Source organism: Heyndrickxia sp. FSL K6-6286 (genome assembly GCF_038630395.1).
In the GTDB taxonomy this organism is placed as follows: domain Bacteria; phylum Bacillota; class Bacilli; order Bacillales; family Bacillaceae_C; genus Heyndrickxia; species Heyndrickxia oleronia.
On record NZ_CP152029.1, the window covers coordinates 2,685,850 to 2,711,514 of the forward strand.

Here is a 25,665-nt window from a genome sequence, read left to right on the forward strand (position 1 = left end):
TTATTATTAAAAGTGAAAGAACCAACCCTACTAAAAATGCGTAATCCCAAATAGAAAACTAGAGAGGATGACAGCATTCTTCATCCCTTTATATAAAAACATTTTTAGCATAAATCCACGAAAAAAAATTTCCTCAATGAAGGCAACGATCAATACTTGCATAATGAACATTAGAAATACATTCGATAATGACGAAAGATTTAATCCTTTATTTCCAATTACAATAAGGATTAAGACAATCAATAAAGGAAAAAAGAAAAATAAACTTTTCTTCGTTAATTTTTTGCTAAAAAAGTAAGTATCCCATTTCCTCTTCCAAGTAAGATAGAAAAATATACCTAGAGCAAGAGGTACTAGACCAATAAATTGTAACACTGGATTGGCGGGCTCAGTAATCGTTGAATATGCACCATTTCCTGTGTAAAATACCATCAATAAAACCTCTAGTCCAATAATTTTCAAAACAATATTTTTGGTCATTCTATTCCCACTTTCTATAATGGACCCAAGAAACTAGACACGAAATGAGGAGATGTTAAAGTAGGTTTATGAAAAGAAATCGATACACACCAGAGTTTAAAGCTCAAATCGTGCTAGAGGTCCTAAAGGAAGAAAAGACCATGAATGAAATCGCTTCATCTCATGGAATTCACGTCAATCAAATTAGACAATGGAGGAATGCATTTCTTGATCAAATGCCTTCGATCTTCGCTAAAGAAAATAAAAAAGCGGATCAAATGAAGGCGGAATATGAAAATCAAATTGAAAACCTCTACGCTGAGGTTGGCCGTTTAACCACGCAATTGTCGTGGCTTAAAAAAAAATCTGGAATCAAGGAGTAGGGCCGAGCGTATTCAAATGATTGATTGGGATGATAAAGAGCTGCCAATCACTACCCAGGCTCAGCTGCTTGGGCTCAATCGTACTAGCTTGTATTATAAGCCAGTCGAGCCTTCTCCTGAGGAAATATTTATCAAGCACAAGATTGATGAAATTTATACCAAGCATCCCTATTTTGGGTCTAGGCGAATTACTGTTGTTCTAAACAACAATGGAATAAATATTAATCGCAAGGCTGTACAACGTCATATGCGGGAAATGGGCATTGCAGGGATTTCTCCCGGCCCTAACCTTAGTAAACGCAATCTTGAGCACCGGATCTATCCGTATCTTCTTAGAAATTTGGCCATTAGCCACCCTAACCACGTCTGGGGAATCGATATTACCTACATTCGCCTCCAACGAGGCTGGATGTATCTTGTAGCTCTGATAGACTGGTATTCTCGCTTTGTCGTTAGCTGGGAGCTAGACCAAACACTAGAGATTGACTTTGTCTTGGAGGCAGTGAAACGGGCTCTGTCGGTAGGACAGCCAGAGATCTTAAATAGTGATCAGGGTAGCCATTTTACCAGTCCCCAATATACCGGATTACTGCTGGATAAGGACATCCGAATTAGCATGGACGGCAAAGGAAGAGCCCTTGATAATATTGTTACAGAGAGGTTATGGAGAACGATTAAATATGAGGAGGTTTACTTAAAAGATTACGAGAGTCCAAGAGAAGCAAGGAAAGAGATTAACAATTTTATCCACTTCTATAACTATGAACGCCCTCACCAATCGATTGGCTATAAACCCCCCGCCTCCGTTTATGGCCTCGGAGTGATTCATCCATAAGGGATGATACTTCTCAGGGAAGAACCTGTCAAGGGTATGGCTAGCCCTCGCTCCGCTCGCCCTTGACAGAACCTCCCCTGAGAAGGAAAAATAGAGTAGGATGAATCACTCGCAAAAAAATGTGCACCTACCACCCCCCTAGCCCCAGTGAGCACCTCTAGCTCCTATAAAGCAGATATCCATAATGGATTCTGACCCACCTTAAAAAATTTAAATTAGTGTCTTGACGAAGGGGTCCACTTTATTCTGATCTGAACCCAAAAAGTTAGACACGGGATTTAGGCAGCTACTAGGGCATGAGTTCGATATTGCACCGGACTCATGCCTTTTAATTTTGTCTTAATCCGTTTGTGGTTATAGTAGTGAATGTAATTCTCTAATTCTTCTTTAAAATGCTCCATACTCTCAAATTCTTTTAAATAGAGTAATTCAGACTTTAATAAGCCAAAGAAATTCTCCATGACTGCGTTATCTAAACAATTCCCCTTACGTGACATACTTTGAGTAATCTCATGTTTCTTTAAAGCATGTTGGTACTTCTTCATTTGATAATGCCAACCTTGATCCGAATGGAGGATAGGGGTGTCACCCTCTTTCAAATGCTCAAAAGCTTTGTCCAGCATTTTCGAAACAAGTAGATAAACAGGACGCTTTTCTATGTTATAAGCGATGATTTCTCCGTTGAATAAATCTAGAACGGGGGACAAATATAGCTTCTCCCCGTGTAGATGGAATTCTGTTACATCCGTTACCCACTTTTCGTTTGGATTCGATGCTTTAAAATCACGTTCCAAAATATTTGGGGCTATTTTCCCTACTTGCCCACGGTAGGAACGATATTTTTTCATACGCACAAGACACTTTAATCCCATCTCATTCATAAGACGGCGGACTGTTTTATGATTTATTTTGATGCCTCGGTTATGTAATTCTAATGTGATCCGACGATATCCATATCGTCCCTGATGTTCATCAAAAATCTCCTGAATTAACTCTTTAACTTCCTTATATTTATCTGGGCGATCCATTTGTTTTACCCAATAGTAATACGTACTACGCGCAATACCAGCGACCTTTACTAGATCAATCACTTTAAATTCTTGCCTTAATTCATAAATTATTTGCGCTTTGTCCTGTTCTGTAGTTTTTCCTTTTCTTGAATTAAGGCATGTAACTTTTTTAAGTAAGCATTCTCCATCCGTAAACGTTCATTTTCAGCTCGTAATGCTTCTTCAGACCCTTCTACTGGTTGAGGTTTATTCGTTTCCTTTTTCATTGGTGGGCGCCCCTTTTGTGTTGGTTTCAGGGCGTCAATTCCATGTAATTCAAAACCTTTTTGCCATTTTAGAATGGTACTATGTGTTGCAATGTTAAATATTGCAGCAGTTTCCCTTATAGACGTCCCTGTCTCTCTCATATAATTCAGTACGTCTAGTTTAAACTGTGTTGTATAAGATGTATAGGGTTTTATTAAAGCATCGGCACCATGATATTCATATTGTTTTATCCAATTTAATAAGACTGTATGATGTACCCCTATGGATTTCGCAATAAATTTTACCCCCTCCGTTCCCTGTAGATAACGAATAACTGCTTCTATTTTTTCCTCTATATTAAATTTAGACATATAAAAACTGCACCTCCAACTGTTAGTTTGTGTCTAACAATTGGGGTGCAGTTCAATTTAAGGATGATGGTTTTTTTTAATTCCCGCTAACAATTTCTTTTAGAATTTCATATGATCTTATTTGTTTTACCGGATCAAAAATATATGATACTGCCATTATTTCATCAACATGGTAATTAGTTTGGAAAGAAGTAAGTTGTTCTTTAACCGTTTCTTTACCTCCCATGAATGTCATACTTGACATGGACTCAATCATTTCCTTCTCCATTGGATTCCAAAGTTCATCCATATTTTGAACAGGAGGCTGCAAATGATCTCTTGTGCCCCTAACGACATTTAAGAAAAATTGCTGCATTGAGGTGGATAAAGATGCTGCTTCCTCATCTGTTTCAGCAGCAATCACATTTAGACAAACCATCATATATGGTCGTTCTAAATACTTGGAAGGCTGAAATTTCCTTCGATATATTTCAATCGCTTCTTTCATATGTTTTGGAGCAAAATGGGATGCAAATACATATGGTAACCCCATGCTCGCTGCTAAATGAGCTGAATCCGTAGAAGAACCTAATATATATATTGGAATATTTGTATCTACACCTGGAAATGCCCTTACATAGCTTTGTTGCTCTTCAGGACCAAAATAAGTAAGTAGTGCTTTCACATCGTCAGGAAATGTATAAACTGAATCACTTTTAGATCTTCTTAAGGCACTCGCAGTCAGCATATCAGTACCAGGTGCTCGACCAAGACCAAGGTCTAAACGATTGGGATAGATTGTTTCCATCGTGCCGAATTGTTCAGCTACTACTAATGGTGAATGGTTTGGCAGCATTACTCCTCCTGAACCTACACGAATAGTTTCGGTATTTTCCAATGTATGCTTAATGAGTATCGAAGTTGCTGAGCTAACGAGCGATGAAGAATTATGGTGTTCTGCAATCCAATAACGTTGATAATCCAGTTTTTCTACCGCTTGGGCAAGTTCTACCATAGAATTGATTGCGTCTTTTGTGGTTTGCCCTTTACGTATTGGTACCAGGTTTAAAACTGATACAGGTATATGAATATTTGTCATATCATCTTGTTTCCTTTCATTAATTGAATACTAATATACTATCAATTCACTTTTAGAAAACAAACTCATATGCTCATCGATAATTTTAATTTTTTGTTAGTTAAAATTTTATTGGATAGGTTTATAGCTTTTTTGAACGCATTCCTTTTAATATAGTAACTTTATTCGATTTCATCATGTCTTTGTATGATTTACTATCAACAGCGTAAACGGCAACTTTCCCCTGTTCATCATAATGTATACCCCAACCATATTTTTTAACTAAAGGAGAAGCTCTAAAACATGCCTTGGGCTTACTAAAAAATTCTTCTCTTAATGTATCTAGAGAATTGGATTCAATATTATTTTTTATTAAATATGTTTTAAATAGTATGTCCTGTTCAGTAAATTTATATGGGTTCGTACTGATTAAATCATATTCTATAGAAGCTATTGTAGGGCGACCTTTCTTTGGAAGTGGCTTGATAGCCGTTGTCACTTTAGAATCTTCAGATACTGCAATGAAGGTATTTTTATAACTCATAGCTTTATCACCTTTCATTTACTATTTAATATTAATTATTCTAACCATTCTTAAAATTTAATTCCTATTTTTTCAAAAAGCTAGCTAAAGTATTAATAAATAAGTATAGTTAAACTTTTTGAGAACCGTCAAAGACTTTATTGGTGATAACGTCTTTACTAAAGCTACGTATAGTTGTTCACTATGAGAACTTTAATTATATACTCCGTTCACCATTTTATTAAGAAAAGTACTAAAATATTTTGATGCTTCAAGCATTCTTGGTCCGTACCAAAACATTTCTCCCTCAACAATAATCGGAACTACATTAGGAATAAACTTCATAAATTCTTGTTTATATTTATCACTGTAGGGAAAGGGTTCTGTTGCCAAAAAGACAAAATCTAAATCTGCGTCTTGAAAATCCTTTATAGTAACAATTGGATATCTATCACTTTTTGTTGCAAATGGATTTATAAACCCTAATTTTTCTAATACCGAATGAATATATGTATCATTACCAACGACCATATATGGTTTTCTCCAAATAACATAAGCTACCCTTTTTCCACACACACTTGGGATTTCTTGAAATTGATATTTTATCCTTTCAATTAATGTTCTCGCCAATTCTTCCCGGTTGGTTACTTCACCTATATCTCTAATCATTCGATAAGCATCTTTTATCGATTGAATCTCTGCAACAAAAACAGGAAATTCACGTTCCAATTCTTCAACAATTTCCTTCGTATTTTCTTCCTTTTCCGCAATAATTAGATCGGGTTTTAATTCGCGAATGACTTGCAAATTAATTTGTTTCGTACCACCTACGACTGAGGCATTTGAAACCTTATCTTTTGGAAAGATGCAGTATTTTGTTCTTCCCACCACCTCGTTTTCAAGCTGTAAAGAATAAAGGGTATCAGTTATTCCAGGACATATTGAAATGATCCTTTTTGGTGGAAACTGATATTCAACGATTCTACTAAGATGATCTTCTATCATTTTTCTCATGCAAACAATCCTTTCATGCTAAGTGATGAAGGAAATTCACGAATCCACCTTCATCACTTTATAATATCTTTTTACTTTTTTGATCTATTAGCCAGTTTTTTTACATCTATTTCTCTTAATTGACACCATTCAAACACTTCATTTTTAACAATAATCGGACATTCTTGTAAATCACTGATTTTTCTCGCGCCAAGCATAGTCATAATTACTTGTATCCCTTCCAACCAATCCATTATTTGCTTTATTGTTGCTTCGACTCCCTCTGCTAATAATTTACGGAGAATAGGACCAGCTATGCCTACTGCTCTTGCCCCTAATGAGCAACTTTTTACAATATCTAAAGGATTTCGCACACCGCCAGATGCAAACACAGTCAGCTTATTTAACCAGTTCTGCGCTTCAAGTAAGGAAATTACAGTGGATTGACCCCACCCATTTAAATATTCATAATTAATTTGTGAGTTTCGTTGATTTTCCACCCATATAAAATTCGTTCCACCACGACCACTAATATCAATGTATTGAATTCCTAGTTTATGTAAGAACGAGATGGTTTCCATGCTCATTCCAAAGCCAACCTCTTTTATTATGATTGGAATCTCTATTATTTTTATAAGCTGTTCAATTTTTTTGCTCCAATCTAAAAAATTGCGTTCCCCTTCATACATCACAAGTTCTTGTGGAACATTCAAATGGACTTGTAATGCATTTGCTTCAACCATGTCAATTGCTTTTCGAGCAAAATCAATAGGAACATCTGCACCAATATTAGCAAAAATTATACCATTGGGATGTTTTTGTCGAACAATTTTATAAGTATCTGCCAACTGCTCATTCCTCAATCCAGCATGCTGAGATCCTACAGCCATCGCTAAACCTGTTGTTTTTGCGATTTCTGCAAGCAACGCATTGATTTCTCCAGTTTTTTTACTTCCTCCAGTCATTGCATTAATATAAATTGGCCTACCCAATTGTATATTTGCAAAACTCGTCGTAATATCAATTTCTTCATAATTTACTTCAGGTAAGGAATGATGAACAAAATGAAGATCATCGAAATGAGAGAAAACTTCTATAGAATTTTGTTTGCTTACTAAATGAACATGTTCATTTTTTCTCATTTCACGTTGATTTTCTGAATTCATCTATACTCCTCCATTTAGCAGGTAAATTAACATATGTGATTAGTATATGGAGAATGATGATATTTACTCTTTTCCATAGTATATCCACTGTTTAAAATACAAGAATATAAAAAGCATTTTTCATATTGACATTTCCTGCGATTGTTCCATATGAAAATTTCTTTCTTTTATGAGCAATCCTCCAATTAATCCAATAATAGAAAAAACAATTGGAATAATAAACCCAAAATGATACCCCATATCCATGGAATGAGCGTGAAAATAATCTAGAACCTTACCGAATAAACTCGGCAATAAAACTGCACTTAGAAAACCACCGGTATTCGCAAAACCAGATACTACACCCACTTCTTTCATTGAAAATGATTTCCGAACAACTGCAAAAGTTAATGCACTCGCACCATTGCCATATCCAATAATAAAAAATATGAGAACTAATAAATAATAAGGCGGTCTTCCATTACAAAGAAAAAAGGAGATCCAACTACAAAGAGTGACCACGTGAACGACAAGATATGGACGTCTAATGGAATGAAGGCGATTAGAGATCCATCCAGTTAAAGGGGCACCAATAATCGCACCGATCAAACCAATCATAATTAATTGACTCGCTTCCGAACGTGTCATATCATATACATTCATACCATAAGGTACAGCCCAAGATCCAATAAACCCAACATATGTGCCAACTACACCGAAATGGCAGAAGAACGTTGCCCATGCTTGACGATCTGAAAACAACCGACGTAAAATGACTAGTGTTTTTTCATTTTTATGAATCGATTGATCTACTGAAGAACGTCTAGTATTTATCTGATTCTTCATTTGTTTAGGTTTTTTAACCAAAACATAATAAAGAATCAACGCGCAAATACAGAGTAAGCACCCTGTTATAAGAAAAGGAACTCTCCAACCTAATAAATCGATCAACGCTGAAAATGGAACTGTTGCCATGAGAAAGCCAAGACTACCAGTCATTCCTGCAAAACCAAGTAATTGTACAAATTCATTCGCCTTAAACCATTGACTTAATATGAGGACAAGATTGACCCAAATCGCTGCATCCCCTATTCCTACTAATAATCTCGCCAAAAACAAAAAAGCCTCATTAGGAGCAAGACTATAGATGAGGGTACCTATCCCATTAAGCAACGTACCCATAATAAGAAAATAATTTGGTCCAAATCGATCAGATAATAATCCAATTGGAATTTGTAATCCAGCATAAGACAAAAATTGTAGGCTTGCTAGTAAACCAATGACTACTGCAGATACATGAAACTCCGTCATTAACTGCTCTGATATTAAACCTGGCGCAGTTCTTTGACTTACGATTAGAAAATAGGAAAACAAAACTACACTTAATACAATCCAACGGTAACTGTTTTGCTTTTTCACCAATTTCTCCGTCTCCCAGCTGTATTTTTTCTTAAGTATACTCCTATTTTTAAAATATTGAAGAGGAAAAAGTAGCTGTTGGTAAAAGAGACAGAACTTTGATCATAGAAGATTTATTAATAATTTTTTATTTATCATAAGATCCTTATTGTAAAATTAATCTTCCAAAACTAAATGATTAGAAAAAGGGAGATTGCAAAAAAATATCCCTTCTTCTTGAAATTTTAGGTAACATTCATTGAGTCTTTCCCGTTTTTGTCTTCTGAATTTTCACATGTTTAGGTTGTATAGGAAAGTCACCTTTTGCTAAGTCAGGACCAGTTAGGTCATTCCTTTGATTTAAAACATTTTTTGTAAATTCAATTGGCTTCTCGTTTTCCATTTCTTTCACCTCCATTGATTAGCATGGCGTTTCAAAAAACTAATTATGCCCCCATTGTTTTACAGTTACTATATTTAAGACAGGTTGTTAATAATTGTCGATTAACCATAGCATTTTTTTTAATAATAGTTTGATAGTTTGGTAGAAGAACTTGCTCTGGTGACATTTTCACTTCACCACATATATCCACACCAATGACTTGTTTAGCTTGTAAAATGGATGATAAATAATGAGTTAATGAATGAATACTCATCATTCCTTGGTCCCAATTTGTTGTAACCTCATTTGTATTTAGAACATCTTTATCGATGCTTACATATACAATCTCGGTATGAATTGAAGAAATTATTGATTTTAATGAATATTGTTGGTTTTTATTAAAAGGATAGATAATTGTTCGTGGGACATTCAGGTGGTGTAATTTTATATTTGTCGGTCCTATTATCACTACATTTTTTAAAAGGGGGTTATTTGCTAAAGCAAAAGAAACCCATGATCCACATGAAAGTATAGTTTCACCTTTTTGTTTTATTTCCAGATCAGGATGATTATCAAATAAAACAAGTGTAAACGGTTGACAGATTTCACTTAACAATAAATAGGTAACATAATGATAATTCCCATTTCCAATAAGTGTTATTCCTTTTTGCTTTCTTTTTTCTAGATAGCTTTTTAATAATTTCAAAGAATCTTCTTGGCAAAAGAGATTCACATGAAGTAAATGTTGAATATTAATATTTTCATGGGGAAATTGTTGAAGTTCCTTCTGAGAAATATACGTTTCGTCAAAGTTCATGATGGTTATTCCGTTATTTAATAACCCCATAATCTTTCATCTCCTAAATAATATTTTAAGAGATTGGATAAAACATGATCTTTTTCTCTCCAGAAAGTGAGCAAAATACAGTAAATAATAATTGATTGACATGCACTATCCAATCTCATTAAATACAAGCATGTTTGCTACGTAGTTTTAAAGTGGGTAAAAAGTAACTAGGTAATTCCTTGCTAATTTAAAAAACAACAAAGAATTACTCTTAATTATAATACAATTACTTAAACTATTTAAATGTTTTGACTTAATATAATAACCTCACTTTATTTTCAAATATTAATTAGACGATTACTACGTATAGAAAAGATTTAGCTACACATAAAAAAGGGATTGATCTCAACAAAATATCATCTAAAATTGTAGTAATTTTCTCTACTTCAGTTAGAGTCCTAAGTCAAGGATCAACCCATTTATTTATTTTTTTGGCTTTGTTTTAGTGCTTATTCAAATAGTTATTTCATGATAATTAATAAGGTGTCATCACATAAACTTGGTTAACCACGCAATGTATTCTGCACCTGGAATGAATAATAATTGTGCAAGTATGGTTCCTAACAAACGCGATGTCATCATCATTAGTGAAACCCCCTTCAAACTATTATAACTACCTCTCTGGTTAACCACATCATCAGCAAGTATAGATATTTTGGGGTCTATAAAAATGGTAAGTAAAATCGTTGCGATCCCATTTATTAGTCCTGATGCCATCGTAGCTGTTGCGGATCTTTCAGGAGCTATAATCGATGCATATAATGCTGACAATACTCCTATCGTGTATATGGCAGTAATAAGCATATTAATGAAGAATAATTTAATAGGAATATCTTTTTTCTTAATATCTTTTATGTATGAGAGTCTTGGCAAATGAATATGTTTAATCCCACGCATAAAATACTCCTTTGAAAATCCTTTCTTTAATAATGCTGGAATAGACCCTCTTTCTTCAGATAAGTGAACAATAGCCCTTGAAAACAATGCAATAAAGGTAGGAAGTAATAGTATGCCCATAATTGTCCCTAAAGTTGACGCCCCAATAATCACTCTAAATTGAGATTCAACAAATTGGAACGCATTTTCTTTAGGTGCATTATCCACAAGACGTCCTGTAAAAGGTTGTTGCATCATATTTGCCATTCTCGAAACAATAACCATTACATTAAATAATGATAAAGCAGAGGCTAATAATCGAACCCTTGCTCCAGAAAGTCGAACGGCATATGCTAAAGTTTCAATCGAATGGATGATAAAAATAAATAATGATATTAAAATTAATCTTTCTGATAATATTCCCAATTTATGTACCCACTTTATTTTCTTTTTATATTAGCATATTTTCATATAATGAAGAAAAACTTTTTCCATTAGAAAATGATAGAGAGGATCGCGTTTAAAGCAACCCTCTCTATCATACTTATTTATTTTTTTTGTCAATTTCTTATTCCATTAACCTTTTGTATCAAACAGATTCAGTAGCTAATTTTACGTATTCGTTCTCATTGCTAGTCGTTTTCTTACTTTTTAAGCAAAGCATAACTATAAATGATAGACAATATAGTGCCGCAAGATAAGTCATAGCAACAGACATACTTGCATGTTGTAAGATGTAGCCAACGACTATTGGTGATACCCCACCTACCGCTCTTCCAAAATTAAAGATCGTGTTTGTTGCTGTACTTCTAATTGTTACATCGTAATAACGACTGATCAATGCTCCGTAGCCGGCAAACATTCCATTTGAGAAAAAGCCTACAACTGCACCACCTACCAAAATAGCGACGCTTCCTGTTGCAAAAGAATAAAAGAAAACGGCAGCGGCTGAAACAAGAAGAAAAACACCATACGAAAGTTTCAGGCCAAAACGGTCAATAATTTGTCCGAAGGTTAACATTCCTGCTATCATTCCGACAGCTGTGCTAATTGTCCAAAGGGCAGAACTAGAAACTGATAAGCCTTGTGACTTTTGTAGCATAGAAGGCAACCATATCATTAATCCATTATAGCCCGCAATTTGTACAGTGGCCATTATTGCTAATGCAATGGTTGTAAAAGCAGTACGTGGGTTATGAAATAATTGCATTAACTTCCCTTTTTCCTTTTTCATTTCATTTTTCTTTTGTGCTGCTAACCATTCCGGTGATTCCTTTAAATTTCTTCTAACCATAAATGCGAAAATAACTGGTACTACACCAACAAAAAACAAACCTCTCCAGCCAAACATCGGAAGAAGAACTGCACTTAATATGGCTGCAAGAATAACACCAAATTGTGCCCCGATACTAACATATGAAGAAGCTCGTCCTTGTTTATTCTTTGGCCACGCTTCTGCAACTAATGCCATACCGATCCCGTACTCGCCACCAGCGCCGATACCGGCAATAAATCTAAATACATACACTTGCTCAATATTTGTCGCAAATCCGGTTAATGCCGTCCCAATAGCAAATAGAAAAATTGTATACGTAAATATCCGCACTCTTCCAAACTTATCTGCTAAAATTCCGAAGAGCATACCTCCAACTAACATGCCGATATTTGTTATAGTTGAGATAAAACCACCTGTTGCTAAACTGATATGAAAATCTGCAACGATTAAAGACATGGCAAAGGATATAAACATAATATCCATACCTTCAAGTGTTAATCCAGCGACGGACGCTACTACTGTTTTATTACGATAATTCATTTTTCTTTTCTCCTTTCAAGCCTCACAGGACTCTAGTTAAAAGAGTTGTAATTTTTTATCCAAAATAAATGCCCTTCCGTCCAATAGGACAAAAGGGCATTTAAAATACTATACAATCATAATATTTACATTTCCACCCTTTTTAGCCTCTCTGGACCAGATTAAAGGAAATATATTTGTACTAATCCTACCATGTGAAAAATGAGTTTGCAATGAATTTTTTAACGTTTTTAACGAAATATTTTTTTATTACATTACAACCCTATAGCTAATACGAAATAGAAGTATTTACTTTTCAAATGTTAAACTTTTTAATTGGGTTATGTAATAATGTATCCATCATTAGATATATTACTATAATTCGATTTCAAAAATTACCCTCATTTTTTTACATCAATTAATGTAAAACGTTCACATACCAATTTTAAATCCTCAGAAAATTCCTGGCCAATTTCCTTTAATGCTTCAGTAAAGAATTTTTCATGTGTATCCTTCCAATATTGATAGGTTCGATCTCCTTCTCCTTCTGCTATAGCAAACTTCTCTGGAACTTCATTCATTGGCATAATTTGAACATCAACTGTTTTAATAATAGCTAAAGGTTCATCATGACTATTTAAAATGATACTATAATCATCCACGCATGGTATGCGCTCATTTTCTAATTCATAAAAAATCAAACCAGAACAAGTAGCTGTTTTAATTCCTTCAATTACTAATTGTGCTAAATAGTTTGGATTATCTCCAAATTGCCATGCACTTACATGTTTCGGTATTTCTTCTCCTTTTAATTTCCAGAAATCATTCCAATAGTTTTGTCCAGCTTGATTCATAAATTTTCGCTCCCCAATTTCCAAATAAATTAAAGATATTTATTTTTTATTTTTATTTCAATCATTCATATGACTCTTCATCGGTTCATTTCTGAACCCAAATTCCACTATTTTTCTGTTGATAATACAATCAGATAGAAATAGAACATGAATCCCTATTTATTCAGGCTTCACGCTTTATATGAAATCCTACAAACTTAACGAATTGAGCCTTTAATTAATATATTAATGTATTAAAAATTTTAAAATCTGGATAAAATAAAAATACTAATTTAATAGTTAAAAGGCCACAAGAATATATCTGTGACCTCGAAATGAACTTCATTATTATACTTTTAATTTTAACGTACATTGGTATTAACTAAATACTAACGCAACAATGGGACCGATAATCGATCCTAATACTGCACATAAAGTCATAGAAACAGAACTCATCGAGAATGATACTTCACCGTATTCATTTGACTTTGCAGTTCCAAGAGCGTGAGAAGTACATCCTAAACCTATGCCTTTGCCAATTGAACTATGAATTTTCGTCCATTTAAATATGACTGGTCCCAATAGAACACCTGTAAAACCTGCAATCATTACGCTCACTACTGCCATTGCTGACGATCCACCAATACCAGAGGCAACTTGTACCGCTACAGGAGTTGTAAGTGATTTAGGAATAATCGAAAGTATCAAGGTTTGGTCAATACCTATTAATTCTCCTAATAATGGTCCTGTGAACATACCTGATAATAATCCTACGATGACCCCTGTAATAATAGGAAACCAATATTTTTTTAATATATGTCTTTGGTTATATAACGGAAATGCTAAGGCGACTATTGCTGGACCCAACAGGGAATTTATCCATTTTCCACCAGTCATGTATTTCGTATAAGGAATATGAGCCAATTCTAGAATCACTATAATTATAATTGTTGATGTTAGAACCGGAATAAAAATTGGGTATGAAAACCGTCGATAAAGCTTGTTCATCACAAAATAGACCAACACGGTAAAAAGAATTATAATGATTGTGTATAGTGCGTGTTGCATTTATTCTTTTCCTTTCTTTTTCTGCTATGTTTTTCAAAATACTGACCAATTACTCCAGACATAATTAGCGTTATGATTGAACTTAAGACAATGACGACTAATAAAAATAATCCATCCAATGACAATAAAGATGGATAGTTCATAATTCCAATCATAGCTGGAATAAATAGTAAAGGTAAAATGGCTAAAAGTGTTCCTGCACCACGACTTATAAAGGAAACAGGAATAATTCTAAAGAATAAACAAATTAATAATAAAATTAGACCAATAATACTTCCTGGTATACTTAAATGAAAAAGATCTTGTACTACACTTCCAATATAGGAAAATGCAAATAATAGTACAATTTGCATCACAATTTTTATTAATTTCATCATTTTGTTGCTAAACATATTATTAAGCAACTTCAGCCTCCTTCTTTTGAAGTTAATAATATCTATTTTCTAAGCAAAAATATAGTTGTATTATACAACTATACTATGTTTTGTCAATATGAATTGAAATACTTTAAATTTACTGATATAAACAAATTATAAATAATGGCTCTTTTCGCAAATATTATTGCAATTTAAGGAATGTTATAGTGAATAACTACTGTCTGAAGACCGCTACACAATCCATAAGAATCGTTTAATCTTTTATTTTGTGTAAAAGCCGACAGTTGGGTCCTTACAAAAGCAACAAACGATACGAAAACAGACTAAATAACAAAGGAAGAAAATCATAAATGTCCAATCATTTAAAAATAAATGAAATTAAACAGATCGAATATGAATTAACTACACTCATTCGCAGAGCCGTTTATTTGGAACAAAATAAAAAAATAGGAAATATCGATCGTGCTCTTTACTTACTATTGAGAAAACTTGATGAGGATGGTCCAGCTAATAGTAAAAGTATTGCTAAAACGTTTCATTTAGATATTTCAACTGTAAGTCGTCAAACAACTACTTTGGAATCATTAGGGTTTATTCAAAGGTTTTCAGACCCAAATGATAAACGTGTCAGTTTATTCCAGATTACTGATGAAGGAAGACAAGCTTTACGAGAAGACATTGAAAAGCGTTTAGACAAGTATATAAACATGCTTGATACGTGGAGCATTCTTGAATGTGAGACATTTAAAGAATTACTAACAAGGATGAATCAAGCATTAATTGATGAAAATTGATTGTTTTTAATAATATGTATCATAGTTAATCACATATGGAGGTTTTTAGCATAAAAGTCGATATACTTTTATTTGATTTAAGAGATGCTAACTCATATAGAAATGACTTCTCCTTTTCAACACTTCAAAATAGGGACCGACAACTCTTTTATTTCCAGTCCCTTCTATCTTCCTTTAAGAATAAATAACTGAATTTGAGTTTACATAATTATTTTATAGTAACTTAATATAACTCTTCAAGTAATTAGGAGCCGTTGGACATAACCTAAAATATTCCAATCGATGACCTTCAGGGATATGTCCAAACTTTACAAAATTCATAAATGTATCATACAAAAATGTATAAATACATTCGTAAACTTTTCACGGCATCGATGCTTAACTGACATAGAAATGTAATATTCCAATGATAAAGCTTAGAAATTTACCGAAAAACATTATAAAATTATAGGTTGTGTTGTATTAATCGGATATAGTTTTCCATCTAAGGAAAATGAAATTTTACCGGTTTCTTCGGAAACAACGAGTACAAGTGCATCACTTTGCTCAGAGAGTCCTATTGCTGCTCGGTGACGTGTTCCATATTTTCCTTCATGTATTAATTTTGAAGTTAATGGAAGTACATTTGCAGCAGAATCAACTACATTTCCTCTGATCAATACTGCACCATCATGGAGGGGGTTCCCTGGATAAAAGATTGACTCTAATAGCTTTGGTGATACCATTGCCCGTATTGGAATACCTTTTTGAATAATATTGTCAAGTGGGTCAAGACGTTCTACTATAATCAATGCTCCATGCTTATCCTTGGAAAGATGCTGAACAGTTGTGGTTAAATCCTCATAAGTGTCAGTAAACGAAGATAAATAACAATTTAAATAAAATGAAGCTGCCATTGATTCAATTGCGATAAGTTGATCTTTTATGCTCTCCAGGTTACCCAAAAGACAATATTTTTCGTTTCCAAGTAAATCTAAATTAGATTGGAGTTGATGGATCAGGTGTTTCATGTCTGTTTCTATTTGGCGTTTCATTGGGGAAAAATCACAATTATTACTGTCCATATTTGATGTCCTCCATCTATTTTTTTCCTATTTAACATTCTTATATCTGTCTGTTAGATCATAGTGTTTCCAAAATTACCATTATCATTCGAAGACATCTATATATGGAACATCATCGAAAAGCTATGAAAGGTGCTAAAGATGCACTCAGAAGGATACTACACTTTTGTATAAAAAAAGCACTTTGTTGTTTAAAACAGTGCAATAAAAATGAATCATTTGTTAAACGTCACAGAAGCGTTCTTGTTAGATCTACTTAATTCCTAGGTCGTTTTAATCAATTTCTAAAAGAAAGCCCTTTTTCTTTTAAGGCAGCTCTAAGTTTAGGTATAGATGCGGGTCCCATACCATGAAATTGTAAAATATCTTTTTCACTATATGTTGAAAGCTTTTGTAAAGTAGTTATCCCATTAGTTTCCAAAGCCCTTCTTGCCGGTGCAGATAAACTTGTAAGAAATCCATTGATCGTTCCGCGTTCTTTCTCACAAATAGGACAGGTTGGACAATCGCTACTTTTATAATATTGATGTCCATTTTTGCAGGTACGTAGGGTCTTTTTAGAAATAGTCATTTATCAATGCTCCTCTCTCATTTTCATTAATGATCAATATATGTGAAAAATGTATTTGGATAATATTATTTTTAGTTATGAATATTAAATTTAAGTTATCTTCATCTAAAATGAAGTAGTAGCTCCAGACAATTTGTATTTCCAAATTTAAATGCCTTACTAGCTACTACAGTATTATATCGAAAAATTCAATCATTATAAACATAAATGATAAGGTCGATTTTATGGAGAAAAACTCATCTAATTTCACTTATTGGCAAAGCCTAAGATAAATTATATACTTACAATATATTTCAATTTGTAAACATAGTAATAGGCTGTAATTAAATGTAAAATGATAGGAAAATGCAAAAAGTAGAAATGATCATTAAAGAAATGCTTGAAATACAACAAAAGTCCAAAACTTTGTAAACCTCTTTTCTAAAGATGAGCCACTTTCTCAAAACCAACTTATCTTACTTCTTCAGTTAAAAATTAATGGTGGAATGAAAGCTACGGAAATTGCTGGTTTTTTCTCTGTAACACCAGGTGCAGTTACCTCTATGTGTGATAAACTGGAGAAACTCGATTTAATACAACGAGTAAGAGAGAGTGAAGATAGCAGAGTAGTAAAAATGAACTTAACGGAAAATGGAGAAAAAAAAGTACATGATCTCTTTTTGAAGTTTTCACAAGAAAAACTTGCAGATATTGTTGAAGTATTAACAAATGTAAATAAACTAATGAGCAAGATTTTTTAGGGATTTCATATAGTTGAAATCCCTTTTTTATTGGCTAATGTTGAAACTTCTCTTTCCCATTCATCTTTAAAACATAGGCTATGTTAAATTTGAATGTTGATTTTTAGGTAAATTTAAGGGAAACCTAGATTTATAGAGGTTTCCCAATCTTTATCAAATAGAAATACCTAAAAATTATTCCTTCCTTTTTTCTATATGCTTAAATTCCTCTAACCCATTGTTTGCTCGCCCCTTTTGATAGATATTATCCTTACCTTCTACCCAATAATAATAAGTAGCTTCTGGTTCATTTTCAAAAACAACACCAATATAGTAAGGGTTTAAATGTTTAATGCCATCCTTACGGTGAGGAACTGTGGAAATAGTCCATTCTTCATCTGGATAATGCTCTTCTAAGTATGGTCTTAGTAATTTCACTTTTTTGTCAATTTGTGCATCTATCCAAAAAGGACGAGCAACAAAAAATATACAATAAGCTACAAATATAACTAATGCTACTAACCAACCATTTTTTCGCCATCTACCTTTTAAAAAAATTGCAATAATTAAGATTGATACAATTACTGCCCCAACAATCAATAACTCTATTATTTCTTGTGGATGCATTATACCTATCCTCTTCTACATAACCATCCAGAATTAAACATTGAACTTTGAAAGACGAAACAGTTATATGTGTCCGTCATTTCAAATACAAATGATGTGAGTAAGAACTCTTTAATGTTGTGTTTTGTGCTTTCATTGCTACGGTTATCTACAAACAAGAACCACGCAAGGTAGTGACGAGATATTTGGTAACCACACCTTTAATACAATCTATCCATTGTTTCATTCGAGAATGGGGACCATTAACATTCTGGATGTGATACAAACCCTTAATAACGTGTTTGCCATCGTTTGATTTAATTCTGTAATGTTCCATTCCTTTTTCTTTTGCATAGGTTTTATAGGCTCTCCAAGTATCTGTTACAAGTACGTTTTCTTTTGAAAGTTTAGAACCAATTATATTATCAACCTGTTGTTTCACAACACGCCCCATACAAGCAACTTTAGATATGCGGTCTCTTGCAACAAGAACTTGTTCGTGACTTATTCCTCTACGCTTAGATTTACAGGCACGCTTACGAGGTTTTCGTTCTGAAATGCCACGTTGACCTTTTTGATAGTATAGGAAATAGTTCTCGTCAACTTCAACGATACCATCATATTTTTCAAAATCCATTTGTTTTAATGCACTTAACAGTTTGTGTCTCCAATAAAAAAGTGTAACCTAAGTAATCCCTACGATTTCAGCAGATTTTCGGAGGGAATAGCCTTTGAACATACAATCAGCAAACGTAATCCATTCGTCACCTTTTCGTGTACGGTATAGAACCGTATTAGTTGTATCAGTAAAGGTCTTACTACAACACTTACAACGATAGCGTTGGCGACCATTCTATTTTCCAAACCTTACAATATATTCAGATACACAATGAGGGCATTCAACCCTCTATTTGAAGTGTGAGTTTAACGCATTTCATTAATTAGACGACCACCGACAGAGGAAGGAAATAAACATGAAATTTATACGAATTCATTAATAACATCTGTTCTATCTTATATGCAGGTTTACTTTTAAGTGCAATATTATCAATTCTAGGTGCCATTTTAAGAACCTTTGATTTGAACAAATCAAAATGAGTATATGGAACGGAATTGATTTACTTGTCGTTTTAAGTATACCTGCCTCTTTTTCATTTACTCGAAATATTTTAAGCGTTCAATTCAATTTTGTACGTCCAAACTAAGATTTTAAAATTTAGATTAGGATATATTTCATTGAAGATAAAAAGAGTCATTTTCCAATTAAGAAGAATGACTTTTATTTAAAACTTATTCAAATAAAAAAGAAATCAATGTTATTAAGATAGAGAATCCTAATATGGTACCTACAACAAATGTATGAAATTTACGTCTCATTACTATAATGGCAATATACTCACGAATCATTGCATTTGGCCAGTAATAAAATGCCGTTTTAGAACCGATACCTTGACTATTTAGACCAGCTTTTTTTGCATATAAGCTAGCTCGGAACAGATGAAAATTGTTCGTCGTAAAGATACTATTATATTCATTTCCTTTTAAAGAATCCATGAGGTGTTTTGAAAAAAGCATATTCTGAAAAGTATTCACAGAATGAACTTCTGTCAGAGTATCTTCTATAGGAATTCCATTGTTTACGGCATAAATTTGCATCGCTTCTGCTTCGGGGAGGTTTTCATCAGGTCCTTGTCCACCTGAAAAAACTAATTTTGGTGGTAGAGTTACCGCCTTTTGTTTCCAATAAAATTCAATCGCTTTATTTATTCTACTTGCTAATAGTGGTGGAACCCTATCATTAATTAAACCACTGCCTAAAACAATAATAAAATCTTGATTGTATTTTGGCCTATTAAACTGGTTTAACATATAAGCGGTCAAAAAATTAGTTAAATGTAAAAAGAAATAAATGACAATTAATGAAGCTCCTGCATATAGAGGTTGCAAACTAGTCGATAATAAACGCTCAGGATTTATGATTTGGTTTATAAATAATATTAATAGAAAGATACCTAAAAATAATGTTAACGCATTTGAAAATCGTCTCCCCTCTTTTTTCATTAATACCCTTGCATTTAAAAATAATGCAACACTTAGAGCAAAAAAACCAAATGTTGCTATAAATAGTAAAATAGCAAATGGGAATAATGCAAAGATCATAAGGAGTTTATTACCAGTACTGTATCCTAAAATACAACAAAAAATAAGTAATGAACAAAAAAACAGGTTAAACCAAAAACCATTTATCACTCTTCTTGGATCTGATAAATAAGAACTTATAAATGTAACAAACAATAAAAGGGTAATAATTCCAATTGTTAATAGCATTGTAGACCTCAAATTTCCAAAAATAGTTTTTCGATTCATTATACATGAAAGTTATATTAGTTTTCACCTTTTTATTCATTTTATGGAATTTAAAAGGCTAGATTTTAATCAGAAATCATAAGTTGAAACAAAAAGGAGATACTATTTTATTATTCCTAAGAAAGGAGCAATTTACTATGACTAAAAAATATAATCAAGGTAGTCACAATCAAAATTCCCCCCATTTACATGGACAAACTCCAACTAGTGGAGATAATAGCAAAGGAAATAAAAGAAATAAGGATCAGAGCACGAAAACAGAATAAATTAAAATCAAACAAACCGATTTTTTTAACCGGTTTGTTTGATTTTTTACTTGGCTTTCCATACATCTTATAGCTTAAATTAATCACAATTGAGTAAAAAACCTCGAATAAACATTGTTGACAAATCGGATTAATATGCTTTAATCTGTAATTACATAAATACTTATCAAGAGAGGTGGAGGGACTGGCCCTATGAAACCTCAGCAGCAGATTCTTTTTTGAATTCTGTGCTAAATCCTGCAAGCAAATTGCTTGAAAGATAAGTTGAGGTTTATACAGTTGATCATTCCTCTTCTTATCCAATTAAAAGAAACTAACATAAGAGAGGAAATGAAAATGGAAAGATTGTTAAATGAAACAATAGAAAGTCGTCGAAACGATTTAATTAATAAGTTAATTGAAAATGGACAATACAAAAAAGATGGAAAGCATCTTTTTGAATTATCTTTATTAGATTTGGAATATGAGTATTATAAAATTACATCTAAAAATCATCCACATAGTGGAATAGACTCTATTCGATGGATTAATTTTAAATAAATAATTAATAGCCTCTTTAATTTTAAAAGGGGCTTTTTTATTTAGGCCATATTTTCAAACCTTCTTACTATTCAACTCATATCTTAACTGAAAAAGTAAGTTGAAGTTTGGCAAACCTCATAAGAACACTGAACTCTTTATTTGGTGTAAAAGCCAGAGATAATACAAAAACAACAAACGACACAAAAACAGGGTGTAGTTTTCATATTAGGGATTACTCATGCTTAAAATTTTCCATTTTCAATTCCAATTCAAAATTTCGTTTTATTACACTTCCTTTGTTTATTTCACTATATATCAATATCCGTACTCATCTACTAATTCTATTGGCCTATATACATGTACTTTCCATTTATTATACAATTCAGTTGGAATAATTAGGATGAAAAGGATGTCATGATAAAATATGGAAAGGTGAAACGATGCAGAAAAAAGAATTTTTTGACTCTAGGGCAAGAATGATTGGCTTTTCAATTTTAACTATAACATTGACACTTGTATTTGGTAGTATCACCCTTGCTATGCTTTTCGGGTCAATTACTTTGGAATTTCCAATGTTCATTCTCTCTCTCATATTAACTATAGTTCTTATACCTGTGTCCATCGTACTACTAAAAAAGGCGACAACAAACGAACCTTCCGTTGTCATTAGTACAGAAGGCATTATGATTAATGGATACATTCCTAAAATTGGATTTATCCCATGGGAAGATATCGATGGATGTATTCCATATCAAATCAATAAACAGGCAATGTTAGGTTTTATATTATTTGATGAAGATAAATACGTGAATAAATTCACGGGTATGAACAAAAAGCTTTTAGAAGCAAATAAAAGCATGGGTTACCCTGCCATAAATGTTTCCATTAATAACTTGAAGGATAAAGAAGGTTTTTTTGAAGCACTTGCTGAACAAAATATAGGTTTTTATCTTGAAGATGAACGACAAGCGTAAATACAAACAGCACCAGTATGGTTTAGTGGTGCTGTTTTTCTTGAACCTCATATTCTATAAGATTGTCGTGCATATACAACAGACTATCAATTTATATATAAATAAACTCATCAATTAGAATTAGCTACACTCTTCGTAGCTACTTTTCCCAGATCTATTGGGGTAAAAAGTGTTTATAAAACGATATTTTAATTTATAAATTTATCTCTTCTTTTTTAACTTAAATGGAAGCAATAATAATATAAACAAAATCAAGGCGGCCGCTTCTAAAGATAGAATATAATATGGATAGGGGCCAAAATAATCTAATAAGGAACCATTTATTGGTTTATATGATAGAAACATATAATTTCCACGAGTGATTTTATTTAAAAAATAGGCAATTCCTGCACATCCATTCAAAAAGAAAAACGAGCTCACCAAACCTTTAGTGGTAGGAATATACTGATGTACTATAACATAATAAATACAAGTCCAAATGATCAGAATATGGGTAATAAAAAATTGAAAGAAGCGAAAATGCGGATATCCTAAGAATAATTCAGGGGTAAGGATTGCCATTAATGCTCCCGAGATCCCCATAAAATAAACGATTTGAAAAACAACCTGAGATTTTGTTAATAACATTATTAAACATAAAATTAGGCTTATAGAACAAAGCTGAAGTGGCAATGCAAAAGATATATCCCATACTCCCCCACTATAAAGCCATATATGATAAAGAAATTCTAAAAGGAAAAGTATTGTAAAAAAGGATATTCGAACGATTTGATTATGTTTCTTCAAAAAAGAGCGTCCTAAAATTATGAATAAAACACCAATAAACATTACAATTATCATCAAAGTATGTGAAAATGAGAATATTTCAAATGGAAAAGTCTCATATTTATGCTTAAAAAATCCCTCTATATTATTCCCCCCCTTCTCTCATATAAGATACTCTCAGTCTCCGAGATTCATGTTATCTAAAGAAAGCTACTGTACATGTAGCATAAGAAAAACCCTCCAACCTAAGTATAGAGGGTTTACTACTTTAAGACGCTTGTTTCATATTAATACTTTTTCCTTCCTTGCGTCGTTGTCTATATTCAGCAGTAGCTGTAAAGAGTACGTCGGTGGAAGAATTTAAGGCAGTTTCACAAGAGTCTTGTAAAACCCCTACGATAAATCCTACCCCAACTACTGTCATAGCTACATCATTTGGAATTCCAAATAAACTACATGCTAATGGAATCAATAATAAGGAACCTCCAGCAACTCCTGAAGCTCCACAGGCACATACAGCAGCTAAAACACTAAGAATGATCGCTGTAGGAATATCAACGTGAATACCCAATGTATGAACAGCGGCAAGTGTTAACACAGAAATAGTCACAGCTGCACCAGCCATATTAATTGTTGCACCTAATGGAATAGAAACCGAATACGTATCCTTATCCAAACCTAACTTTTCACATAATCTCATATTAACAGGAATATTGGCTGCTGAACTGCGTGTAAAAAACGCAGTAATACCACTTTCTTTTAAGCACTTAAAAACTAATGGATATGGATTTTGACGAATACCAATGTACACGATAATCGGATTAATAACTACAGCAACAAATAACATACAGCCAAGTAATACAGCAAGTAGCTTTCCATAGCTTAATAATGACTCAAGCCCATTTGTCGTAATTGATTCAATGACTAGTCCCATAATACCTAATGGAGCAAATTTAATGACCCATGTAACCATTTTTGCTACTGCATCAGATACGTTTGCTATCATTGTTTTAGTCGTATCAGGTGCATTTTTAAGTGCTACACCAAGAAGGATTGCCCAAGCTAAGATTCCGATGTAGTTTGCATTATAAATAGCTTTAACCGGATTATCTACTATATTAAGTAATAATGTTTTTAGGACCTCTATGACTCCACCGGGAGCAGCTAAATCCTCTCCGCTATCAGCTAAAGTTAGGCTTACTGGGAAGATGAAACTTACAATTACAGCCACTAATCCAGCTAAAAATGTTCCTAATAGATAGAGTACAAGAATAGATTTCATATTTGTTTTATGACCACTTTTATGTTGGGCGATGGCAGACATAACCAAGAATAATACTAAAATAGGTGCTATTGCTTTTAATGCGCCTACAAATAATGAACCTAATATAACAAATGGTTTGGCGACAGTTGGAATGGCAACTGCTAGAATAACCCCGATAATCAAACCGATTAATATTTGTTTGACTAAACTGATTTGACTCCATTTTTTCCATATACTTTTCATATACGTTTCCCCCTAGTTGTTAAACCATTAGAATAGTGAAATTATTCTAACATCAAGTCGTGTTCTATTAGATGCATTTCTAATTAATAGTATTATAATGAATATTTAGATATATTACAATAGGTTTAATATTTTGTGGTGTCTGTACATTCACCCTTCTATTTAATTTGAAAATCATAATAAAACAGTGATAGTTCTACTATTATTATGAAAAAAATCAACTATTTTAAATTATTTGATATAATTTAATCGAATACTTTAAACATAATAAGATTTGGAGTGGTTTCTTGTTAATTTATTTTACACATAATTGGGCAGTATGGGGGACGCATGCCATTGTCAGTGATTGAGGTAGAACACCTACTAGTGGAAGGTGGAGATGTCTGTCTTACAGTGGTTGATACAAATTCATAAAATCAATCGAGGTCCGGATTTTGAGATGAAAAACGCTCAAATGAAGTAGGAACTAGAATTAATCGCATGGTAAAGCCGAGCGGTGAACAGGTCCCTTCTCCTCAAAAGCCTGAAGCTCCATATAGGGGAAAAACAAAACGGAACCCTGCCTCCATAGATGAAAAAATCATCTAGGAGGTATTGTCCTTGAGTAGAAAAACTGAAAATACAGGATTTCAATGTAAGAAATGCAGGATGGTAATTAAACCATTAACAAATGGAAGTTATCGTAATCATTGCCCATATTGTTTATATTCTTTGCATCTAGATCAGCAGCCAGGTGATCGGGAAAGTAGTTGTCGAGGTTTAATGGCTCCAGTAGGTCTAGATTATTCTAATAAAAAAGGATATCAAATTATCCATAAGTGTATAAAATGTGGCAAGGTTGGTAAAAACAAAGTGGCTATTAATACAGAACAAGAGGACCAACTAATTCACTTCTTGAAAGCAATACAATAG

At 33.1% G+C, this 25,665-nt stretch carries 27 protein-coding genes, 1 pseudogene and 1 riboswitch; of the genes and pseudogenes, 7 read left to right on the top strand and 21 right to left on the bottom strand.

Going from position 1 to position 25,665, the window contains the following annotated elements; all coding sequences use genetic code 11:
* Nucleotides 1–30 precede the first annotated feature (30 nt).
* A complete protein-coding gene (locus tag MHI39_RS13540; protein WP_342539359.1) occupies nucleotides 31–480 on the bottom strand; it encodes a CPBP family intramembrane glutamic endopeptidase in 450 nt (149 codons plus the stop codon).
* A gap of 68 nt (nucleotides 481–548) precedes the next feature.
* On the opposite strand from MHI39_RS13540, the gene MHI39_RS13545 reads away from it, so the two are divergent.
* Nucleotides 549–1,677, top strand: a protein-coding gene (locus MHI39_RS13545; protein ID WP_152984831.1) for an IS3 family transposase whose coding sequence is annotated in 2 segments (ribosomal slippage) — nucleotides 549–812 and nucleotides 814–1,677 — 1,128 coding nt in all. Because the reading frame shifts where the segments join, the coding sequence is not laid out codon by codon here.
* A gap of 278 nt (nucleotides 1,678–1,955) precedes the next feature.
* Here MHI39_RS13545 and MHI39_RS13550 read toward each other — a convergent pair.
* The 13 genes from MHI39_RS13550 to MHI39_RS13610 form a co-directional block, all read right to left on the bottom strand.
* Nucleotides 1,956–3,304, bottom strand: a protein-coding gene (locus MHI39_RS13550) for an IS3 family transposase (RefSeq protein ID WP_342539361.1) whose coding sequence is annotated in 2 segments (ribosomal slippage) — nucleotides 1,956–2,848 and nucleotides 2,848–3,304 — 1,350 coding nt in all. Because the reading frame shifts where the segments join, the coding sequence is not laid out codon by codon here.
* A 76-nt stretch (nucleotides 3,305–3,380) separates the two neighbouring features.
* Complete coding sequence (locus tag MHI39_RS13555) at nucleotides 3,381–4,382, bottom strand: LLM class flavin-dependent oxidoreductase (protein ID WP_058005332.1); 1,002 nt, start codon at nucleotides 4,380–4,382, stop codon at nucleotides 3,381–3,383.
* Nucleotides 4,383–4,503: 121 nt separating this feature from the next.
* A complete protein-coding gene (locus tag MHI39_RS13560; RefSeq protein WP_180211859.1) occupies nucleotides 4,504–4,905 on the bottom strand; it encodes a DUF6157 family protein in 402 nt (133 codons plus the stop codon).
* Nucleotides 4,906–5,097: 192 nt separating this feature from the next.
* The gene (locus MHI39_RS13565; RefSeq protein WP_058005334.1) at nucleotides 5,098–5,898 is read right to left on the bottom strand and encodes a helical backbone metal receptor; all 801 of its coding nucleotides are present in this window, start codon (nucleotides 5,896–5,898) and stop codon (nucleotides 5,098–5,100) included.
* Between the two features lie 71 nt (nucleotides 5,899–5,969).
* A complete protein-coding gene (gene fni / locus MHI39_RS13570) occupies nucleotides 5,970–7,043 on the bottom strand; it encodes a type 2 isopentenyl-diphosphate Delta-isomerase (protein ID WP_058005335.1) in 1,074 nt (357 codons plus the stop codon).
* A 120-nt stretch (nucleotides 7,044–7,163) separates the two neighbouring features.
* Nucleotides 7,164–8,444 carry an MFS transporter gene (locus tag MHI39_RS13575; RefSeq protein WP_058005336.1) on the bottom strand — a complete coding sequence of 427 codons (1,281 nt, stop codon included), beginning with the start codon at nucleotides 8,442–8,444 and terminating at the stop codon, nucleotides 7,164–7,166.
* Between the two features lie 232 nt (nucleotides 8,445–8,676).
* Nucleotides 8,677–8,823, bottom strand: a complete 147-nt coding sequence (locus MHI39_RS13580; protein ID WP_158022196.1) for a hypothetical protein — start codon at nucleotides 8,821–8,823, stop codon at nucleotides 8,677–8,679.
* A gap of 43 nt (nucleotides 8,824–8,866) precedes the next feature.
* Nucleotides 8,867–9,649 (bottom strand): arginase family protein, encoded by a 783-nt coding sequence (locus tag MHI39_RS13585; RefSeq protein ID WP_058005337.1) that lies wholly within the window; start codon nucleotides 9,647–9,649, stop codon nucleotides 8,867–8,869.
* Between the two features lie 489 nt (nucleotides 9,650–10,138).
* Nucleotides 10,139–10,951, bottom strand: coding sequence for a lipid II flippase Amj family protein (locus MHI39_RS13590; RefSeq protein ID WP_071975842.1), 813 nt, complete (start codon nucleotides 10,949–10,951; stop codon nucleotides 10,139–10,141).
* Between the two features lie 163 nt (nucleotides 10,952–11,114).
* Nucleotides 11,115–12,341, bottom strand: coding sequence for an MFS transporter (locus tag MHI39_RS13595; RefSeq protein ID WP_071975841.1), 1,227 nt, complete (start codon nucleotides 12,339–12,341; stop codon nucleotides 11,115–11,117).
* 380 nt (nucleotides 12,342–12,721) lie between these two features.
* Nucleotides 12,722–13,174, bottom strand: a complete 453-nt coding sequence (locus tag MHI39_RS13600; RefSeq protein WP_071975840.1) for an ASCH domain-containing protein — start codon at nucleotides 13,172–13,174, stop codon at nucleotides 12,722–12,724.
* 357 nt (nucleotides 13,175–13,531) lie between these two features.
* Nucleotides 13,532–14,221 (bottom strand): LrgB family protein, encoded by a 690-nt coding sequence (locus tag MHI39_RS13605; protein ID WP_071975839.1) that lies wholly within the window; start codon nucleotides 14,219–14,221, stop codon nucleotides 13,532–13,534.
* A complete protein-coding gene (locus MHI39_RS13610) occupies nucleotides 14,191–14,595 on the bottom strand; it encodes a CidA/LrgA family holin-like protein (protein WP_058005420.1) in 405 nt (134 codons plus the stop codon). Before MHI39_RS13610 ends, MHI39_RS13605 begins: the two co-directional genes overlap by 31 nt.
* Before the next feature lie 353 nt (nucleotides 14,596–14,948).
* Between MHI39_RS13610 and MHI39_RS13615 the strand changes: the two genes are divergently transcribed.
* A complete protein-coding gene (locus MHI39_RS13615; protein ID WP_259545460.1) occupies nucleotides 14,949–15,392 on the top strand; it encodes a MarR family transcriptional regulator in 444 nt (147 codons plus the stop codon).
* 437 nt (nucleotides 15,393–15,829) lie between these two features.
* Here the strand turns inward: MHI39_RS13615 and cdaS are convergent, their stop codons facing one another.
* Together cdaS and MHI39_RS13625 are read right to left on the bottom strand one after the other, a co-directional pair.
* Complete coding sequence (gene cdaS / locus MHI39_RS13620) at nucleotides 15,830–16,456, bottom strand: sporulation-specific diadenylate cyclase CdaS (RefSeq protein WP_259545461.1); 627 nt, start codon at nucleotides 16,454–16,456, stop codon at nucleotides 15,830–15,832.
* A 277-nt stretch (nucleotides 16,457–16,733) separates the two neighbouring features.
* On the bottom strand, nucleotides 16,734–17,027 hold the full coding sequence (locus MHI39_RS13625) for an RNA polymerase alpha subunit C-terminal domain-containing protein (protein ID WP_058005344.1): 294 nt from the start codon (nucleotides 17,025–17,027) through the stop codon (nucleotides 16,734–16,736).
* 485 nt (nucleotides 17,028–17,512) lie between these two features.
* Here MHI39_RS13625 and MHI39_RS13630 point away from each other — a divergent pair, with 485 nt between their 5' ends.
* Nucleotides 17,513–17,767 (top strand): MarR family transcriptional regulator, encoded by a 255-nt coding sequence (locus tag MHI39_RS13630; protein WP_259545462.1) that lies wholly within the window; start codon nucleotides 17,513–17,515, stop codon nucleotides 17,765–17,767.
* Between the two features lie 174 nt (nucleotides 17,768–17,941).
* Here the strand turns inward: MHI39_RS13630 and MHI39_RS13635 are convergent, their stop codons facing one another.
* The 3 genes and pseudogenes from MHI39_RS13635 to MHI39_RS13645 all read right to left on the bottom strand — a co-directional run bounded on the left by MHI39_RS13635 (nucleotide 17,942) and on the right by MHI39_RS13645 (nucleotide 20,680).
* Nucleotides 17,942–18,373, bottom strand: a complete 432-nt coding sequence (locus MHI39_RS13635) for a hypothetical protein (RefSeq protein WP_058005345.1) — start codon at nucleotides 18,371–18,373, stop codon at nucleotides 17,942–17,944.
* Between the two features lie 33 nt (nucleotides 18,374–18,406).
* A pseudogene (locus MHI39_RS13640) lies at nucleotides 18,407–19,333 on the bottom strand (IS1595 family transposase).
* Between the two features lie 309 nt (nucleotides 19,334–19,642).
* Complete coding sequence (locus tag MHI39_RS13645) at nucleotides 19,643–20,680, bottom strand: YdcF family protein (protein WP_259545463.1); 1,038 nt, start codon at nucleotides 20,678–20,680, stop codon at nucleotides 19,643–19,645.
* A 176-nt stretch (nucleotides 20,681–20,856) separates the two neighbouring features.
* Between MHI39_RS13645 and MHI39_RS13650 the strand changes: the two genes are divergently transcribed.
* The 3 genes from MHI39_RS13650 to MHI39_RS13660 all read left to right on the top strand — a co-directional run bounded on the left by MHI39_RS13650 (nucleotide 20,857) and on the right by MHI39_RS13660 (nucleotide 22,481).
* On the top strand, nucleotides 20,857–20,985 hold the full coding sequence (locus MHI39_RS13650; RefSeq protein WP_257233982.1) for a hypothetical protein: 129 nt from the start codon (nucleotides 20,857–20,859) through the stop codon (nucleotides 20,983–20,985).
* A 160-nt stretch (nucleotides 20,986–21,145) separates the two neighbouring features.
* A riboswitch (SAM riboswitch) is annotated at nucleotides 21,146–21,251 on the top strand.
* A 70-nt stretch (nucleotides 21,252–21,321) separates the two neighbouring features.
* Nucleotides 21,322–21,525 carry a Fur-regulated basic protein FbpA gene (locus MHI39_RS13655; protein ID WP_058005421.1) on the top strand — a complete coding sequence of 68 codons (204 nt, stop codon included), beginning with the start codon at nucleotides 21,322–21,324 and terminating at the stop codon, nucleotides 21,523–21,525.
* A 422-nt stretch (nucleotides 21,526–21,947) separates the two neighbouring features.
* Nucleotides 21,948–22,481 (top strand): STM3941 family protein, encoded by a 534-nt coding sequence (locus tag MHI39_RS13660; RefSeq protein WP_259545464.1) that lies wholly within the window; start codon nucleotides 21,948–21,950, stop codon nucleotides 22,479–22,481.
* 201 nt (nucleotides 22,482–22,682) lie between these two features.
* Here the strand turns inward: MHI39_RS13660 and MHI39_RS13665 are convergent, their stop codons facing one another.
* Entirely contained in the window at nucleotides 22,683–23,390 is a 708-nt protein-coding gene (locus MHI39_RS13665; protein WP_259549539.1) for a TIGR02206 family membrane protein, read from the bottom strand.
* 124 nt (nucleotides 23,391–23,514) lie between these two features.
* Entirely contained in the window at nucleotides 23,515–24,753 is a 1,239-nt protein-coding gene (gene sstT, locus MHI39_RS13670) for a serine/threonine transporter SstT (protein WP_342539379.1), read from the bottom strand.
* 600 nt (nucleotides 24,754–25,353) lie between these two features.
* Between sstT and MHI39_RS13675 the strand changes: the two genes are divergently transcribed.
* Entirely contained in the window at nucleotides 25,354–25,665 is a 312-nt protein-coding gene (locus tag MHI39_RS13675) for an RNHCP domain-containing protein (RefSeq protein ID WP_071975836.1), read from the top strand.

Coding starts and splice junctions, on each gene's coding strand:
- MHI39_RS13540 (WP_342539359.1), bottom strand. CDS start 480: ATGACCAAAAATATTGTTTTGAAAATTATTGGACTAGAGGTTTTATTG.
- MHI39_RS13555 (WP_058005332.1), bottom strand. CDS start 4,382: ATGACAAATATTCATATACCTGTATCAGTTTTAAACCTGGTACCAATA.
- MHI39_RS13560 (WP_180211859.1), bottom strand. CDS start 4,905: ATGAGTTATAAAAATACCTTCATTGCAGTATCTGAAGATTCTAAAGTG.
- MHI39_RS13565 (WP_058005334.1), bottom strand. CDS start 5,898: ATGAGAAAAATGATAGAAGATCATCTTAGTAGAATCGTTGAATATCAG.
- fni (WP_058005335.1), bottom strand. CDS start 7,043: ATGAATTCAGAAAATCAACGTGAAATGAGAAAAAATGAACATGTTCAT.
- MHI39_RS13580 (WP_158022196.1), bottom strand. CDS start 8,823: ATGGAAAACGAGAAGCCAATTGAATTTACAAAAAATGTTTTAAATCAA.
- MHI39_RS13585 (WP_058005337.1), bottom strand. CDS start 9,649: ATGGGGTTATTAAATAACGGAATAACCATCATGAACTTTGACGAAACG.
- MHI39_RS13595 (WP_071975841.1), bottom strand. CDS start 12,341: ATGAATTATCGTAATAAAACAGTAGTAGCGTCCGTCGCTGGATTAACA.
- MHI39_RS13600 (WP_071975840.1), bottom strand. CDS start 13,174: ATGAATCAAGCTGGACAAAACTATTGGAATGATTTCTGGAAATTAAAA.
- MHI39_RS13605 (WP_071975839.1), bottom strand. CDS start 14,221: ATGCAACACGCACTATACACAATCATTATAATTCTTTTTACCGTGTTG.
- MHI39_RS13610 (WP_058005420.1), bottom strand. CDS start 14,595: ATGAAATTAATAAAAATTGTGATGCAAATTGTACTATTATTTGCATTT.
- MHI39_RS13615 (WP_259545460.1), top strand. CDS start 14,949: ATGTCCAATCATTTAAAAATAAATGAAATTAAACAGATCGAATATGAA.
- cdaS (WP_259545461.1), bottom strand. CDS start 16,456: ATGGACAGTAATAATTGTGATTTTTCCCCAATGAAACGCCAAATAGAA.
- MHI39_RS13625 (WP_058005344.1), bottom strand. CDS start 17,027: ATGACTATTTCTAAAAAGACCCTACGTACCTGCAAAAATGGACATCAA.
- MHI39_RS13630 (WP_259545462.1), top strand. CDS start 17,513: ATGAAAGCTACGGAAATTGCTGGTTTTTTCTCTGTAACACCAGGTGCA.
- MHI39_RS13635 (WP_058005345.1), bottom strand. CDS start 18,373: ATGCATCCACAAGAAATAATAGAGTTATTGATTGTTGGGGCAGTAATT.
- MHI39_RS13645 (WP_259545463.1), bottom strand. CDS start 20,680: ATGCTATTAACAATTGGAATTATTACCCTTTTATTGTTTGTTACATTT.
- MHI39_RS13650 (WP_257233982.1), top strand. CDS start 20,857: ATGACTAAAAAATATAATCAAGGTAGTCACAATCAAAATTCCCCCCAT.
- MHI39_RS13655 (WP_058005421.1), top strand. CDS start 21,322: ATGGAAAGATTGTTAAATGAAACAATAGAAAGTCGTCGAAACGATTTA.
- MHI39_RS13660 (WP_259545464.1), top strand. CDS start 21,948: ATGCAGAAAAAAGAATTTTTTGACTCTAGGGCAAGAATGATTGGCTTT.
- sstT (WP_342539379.1), bottom strand. CDS start 24,753: ATGAAAAGTATATGGAAAAAATGGAGTCAAATCAGTTTAGTCAAACAA.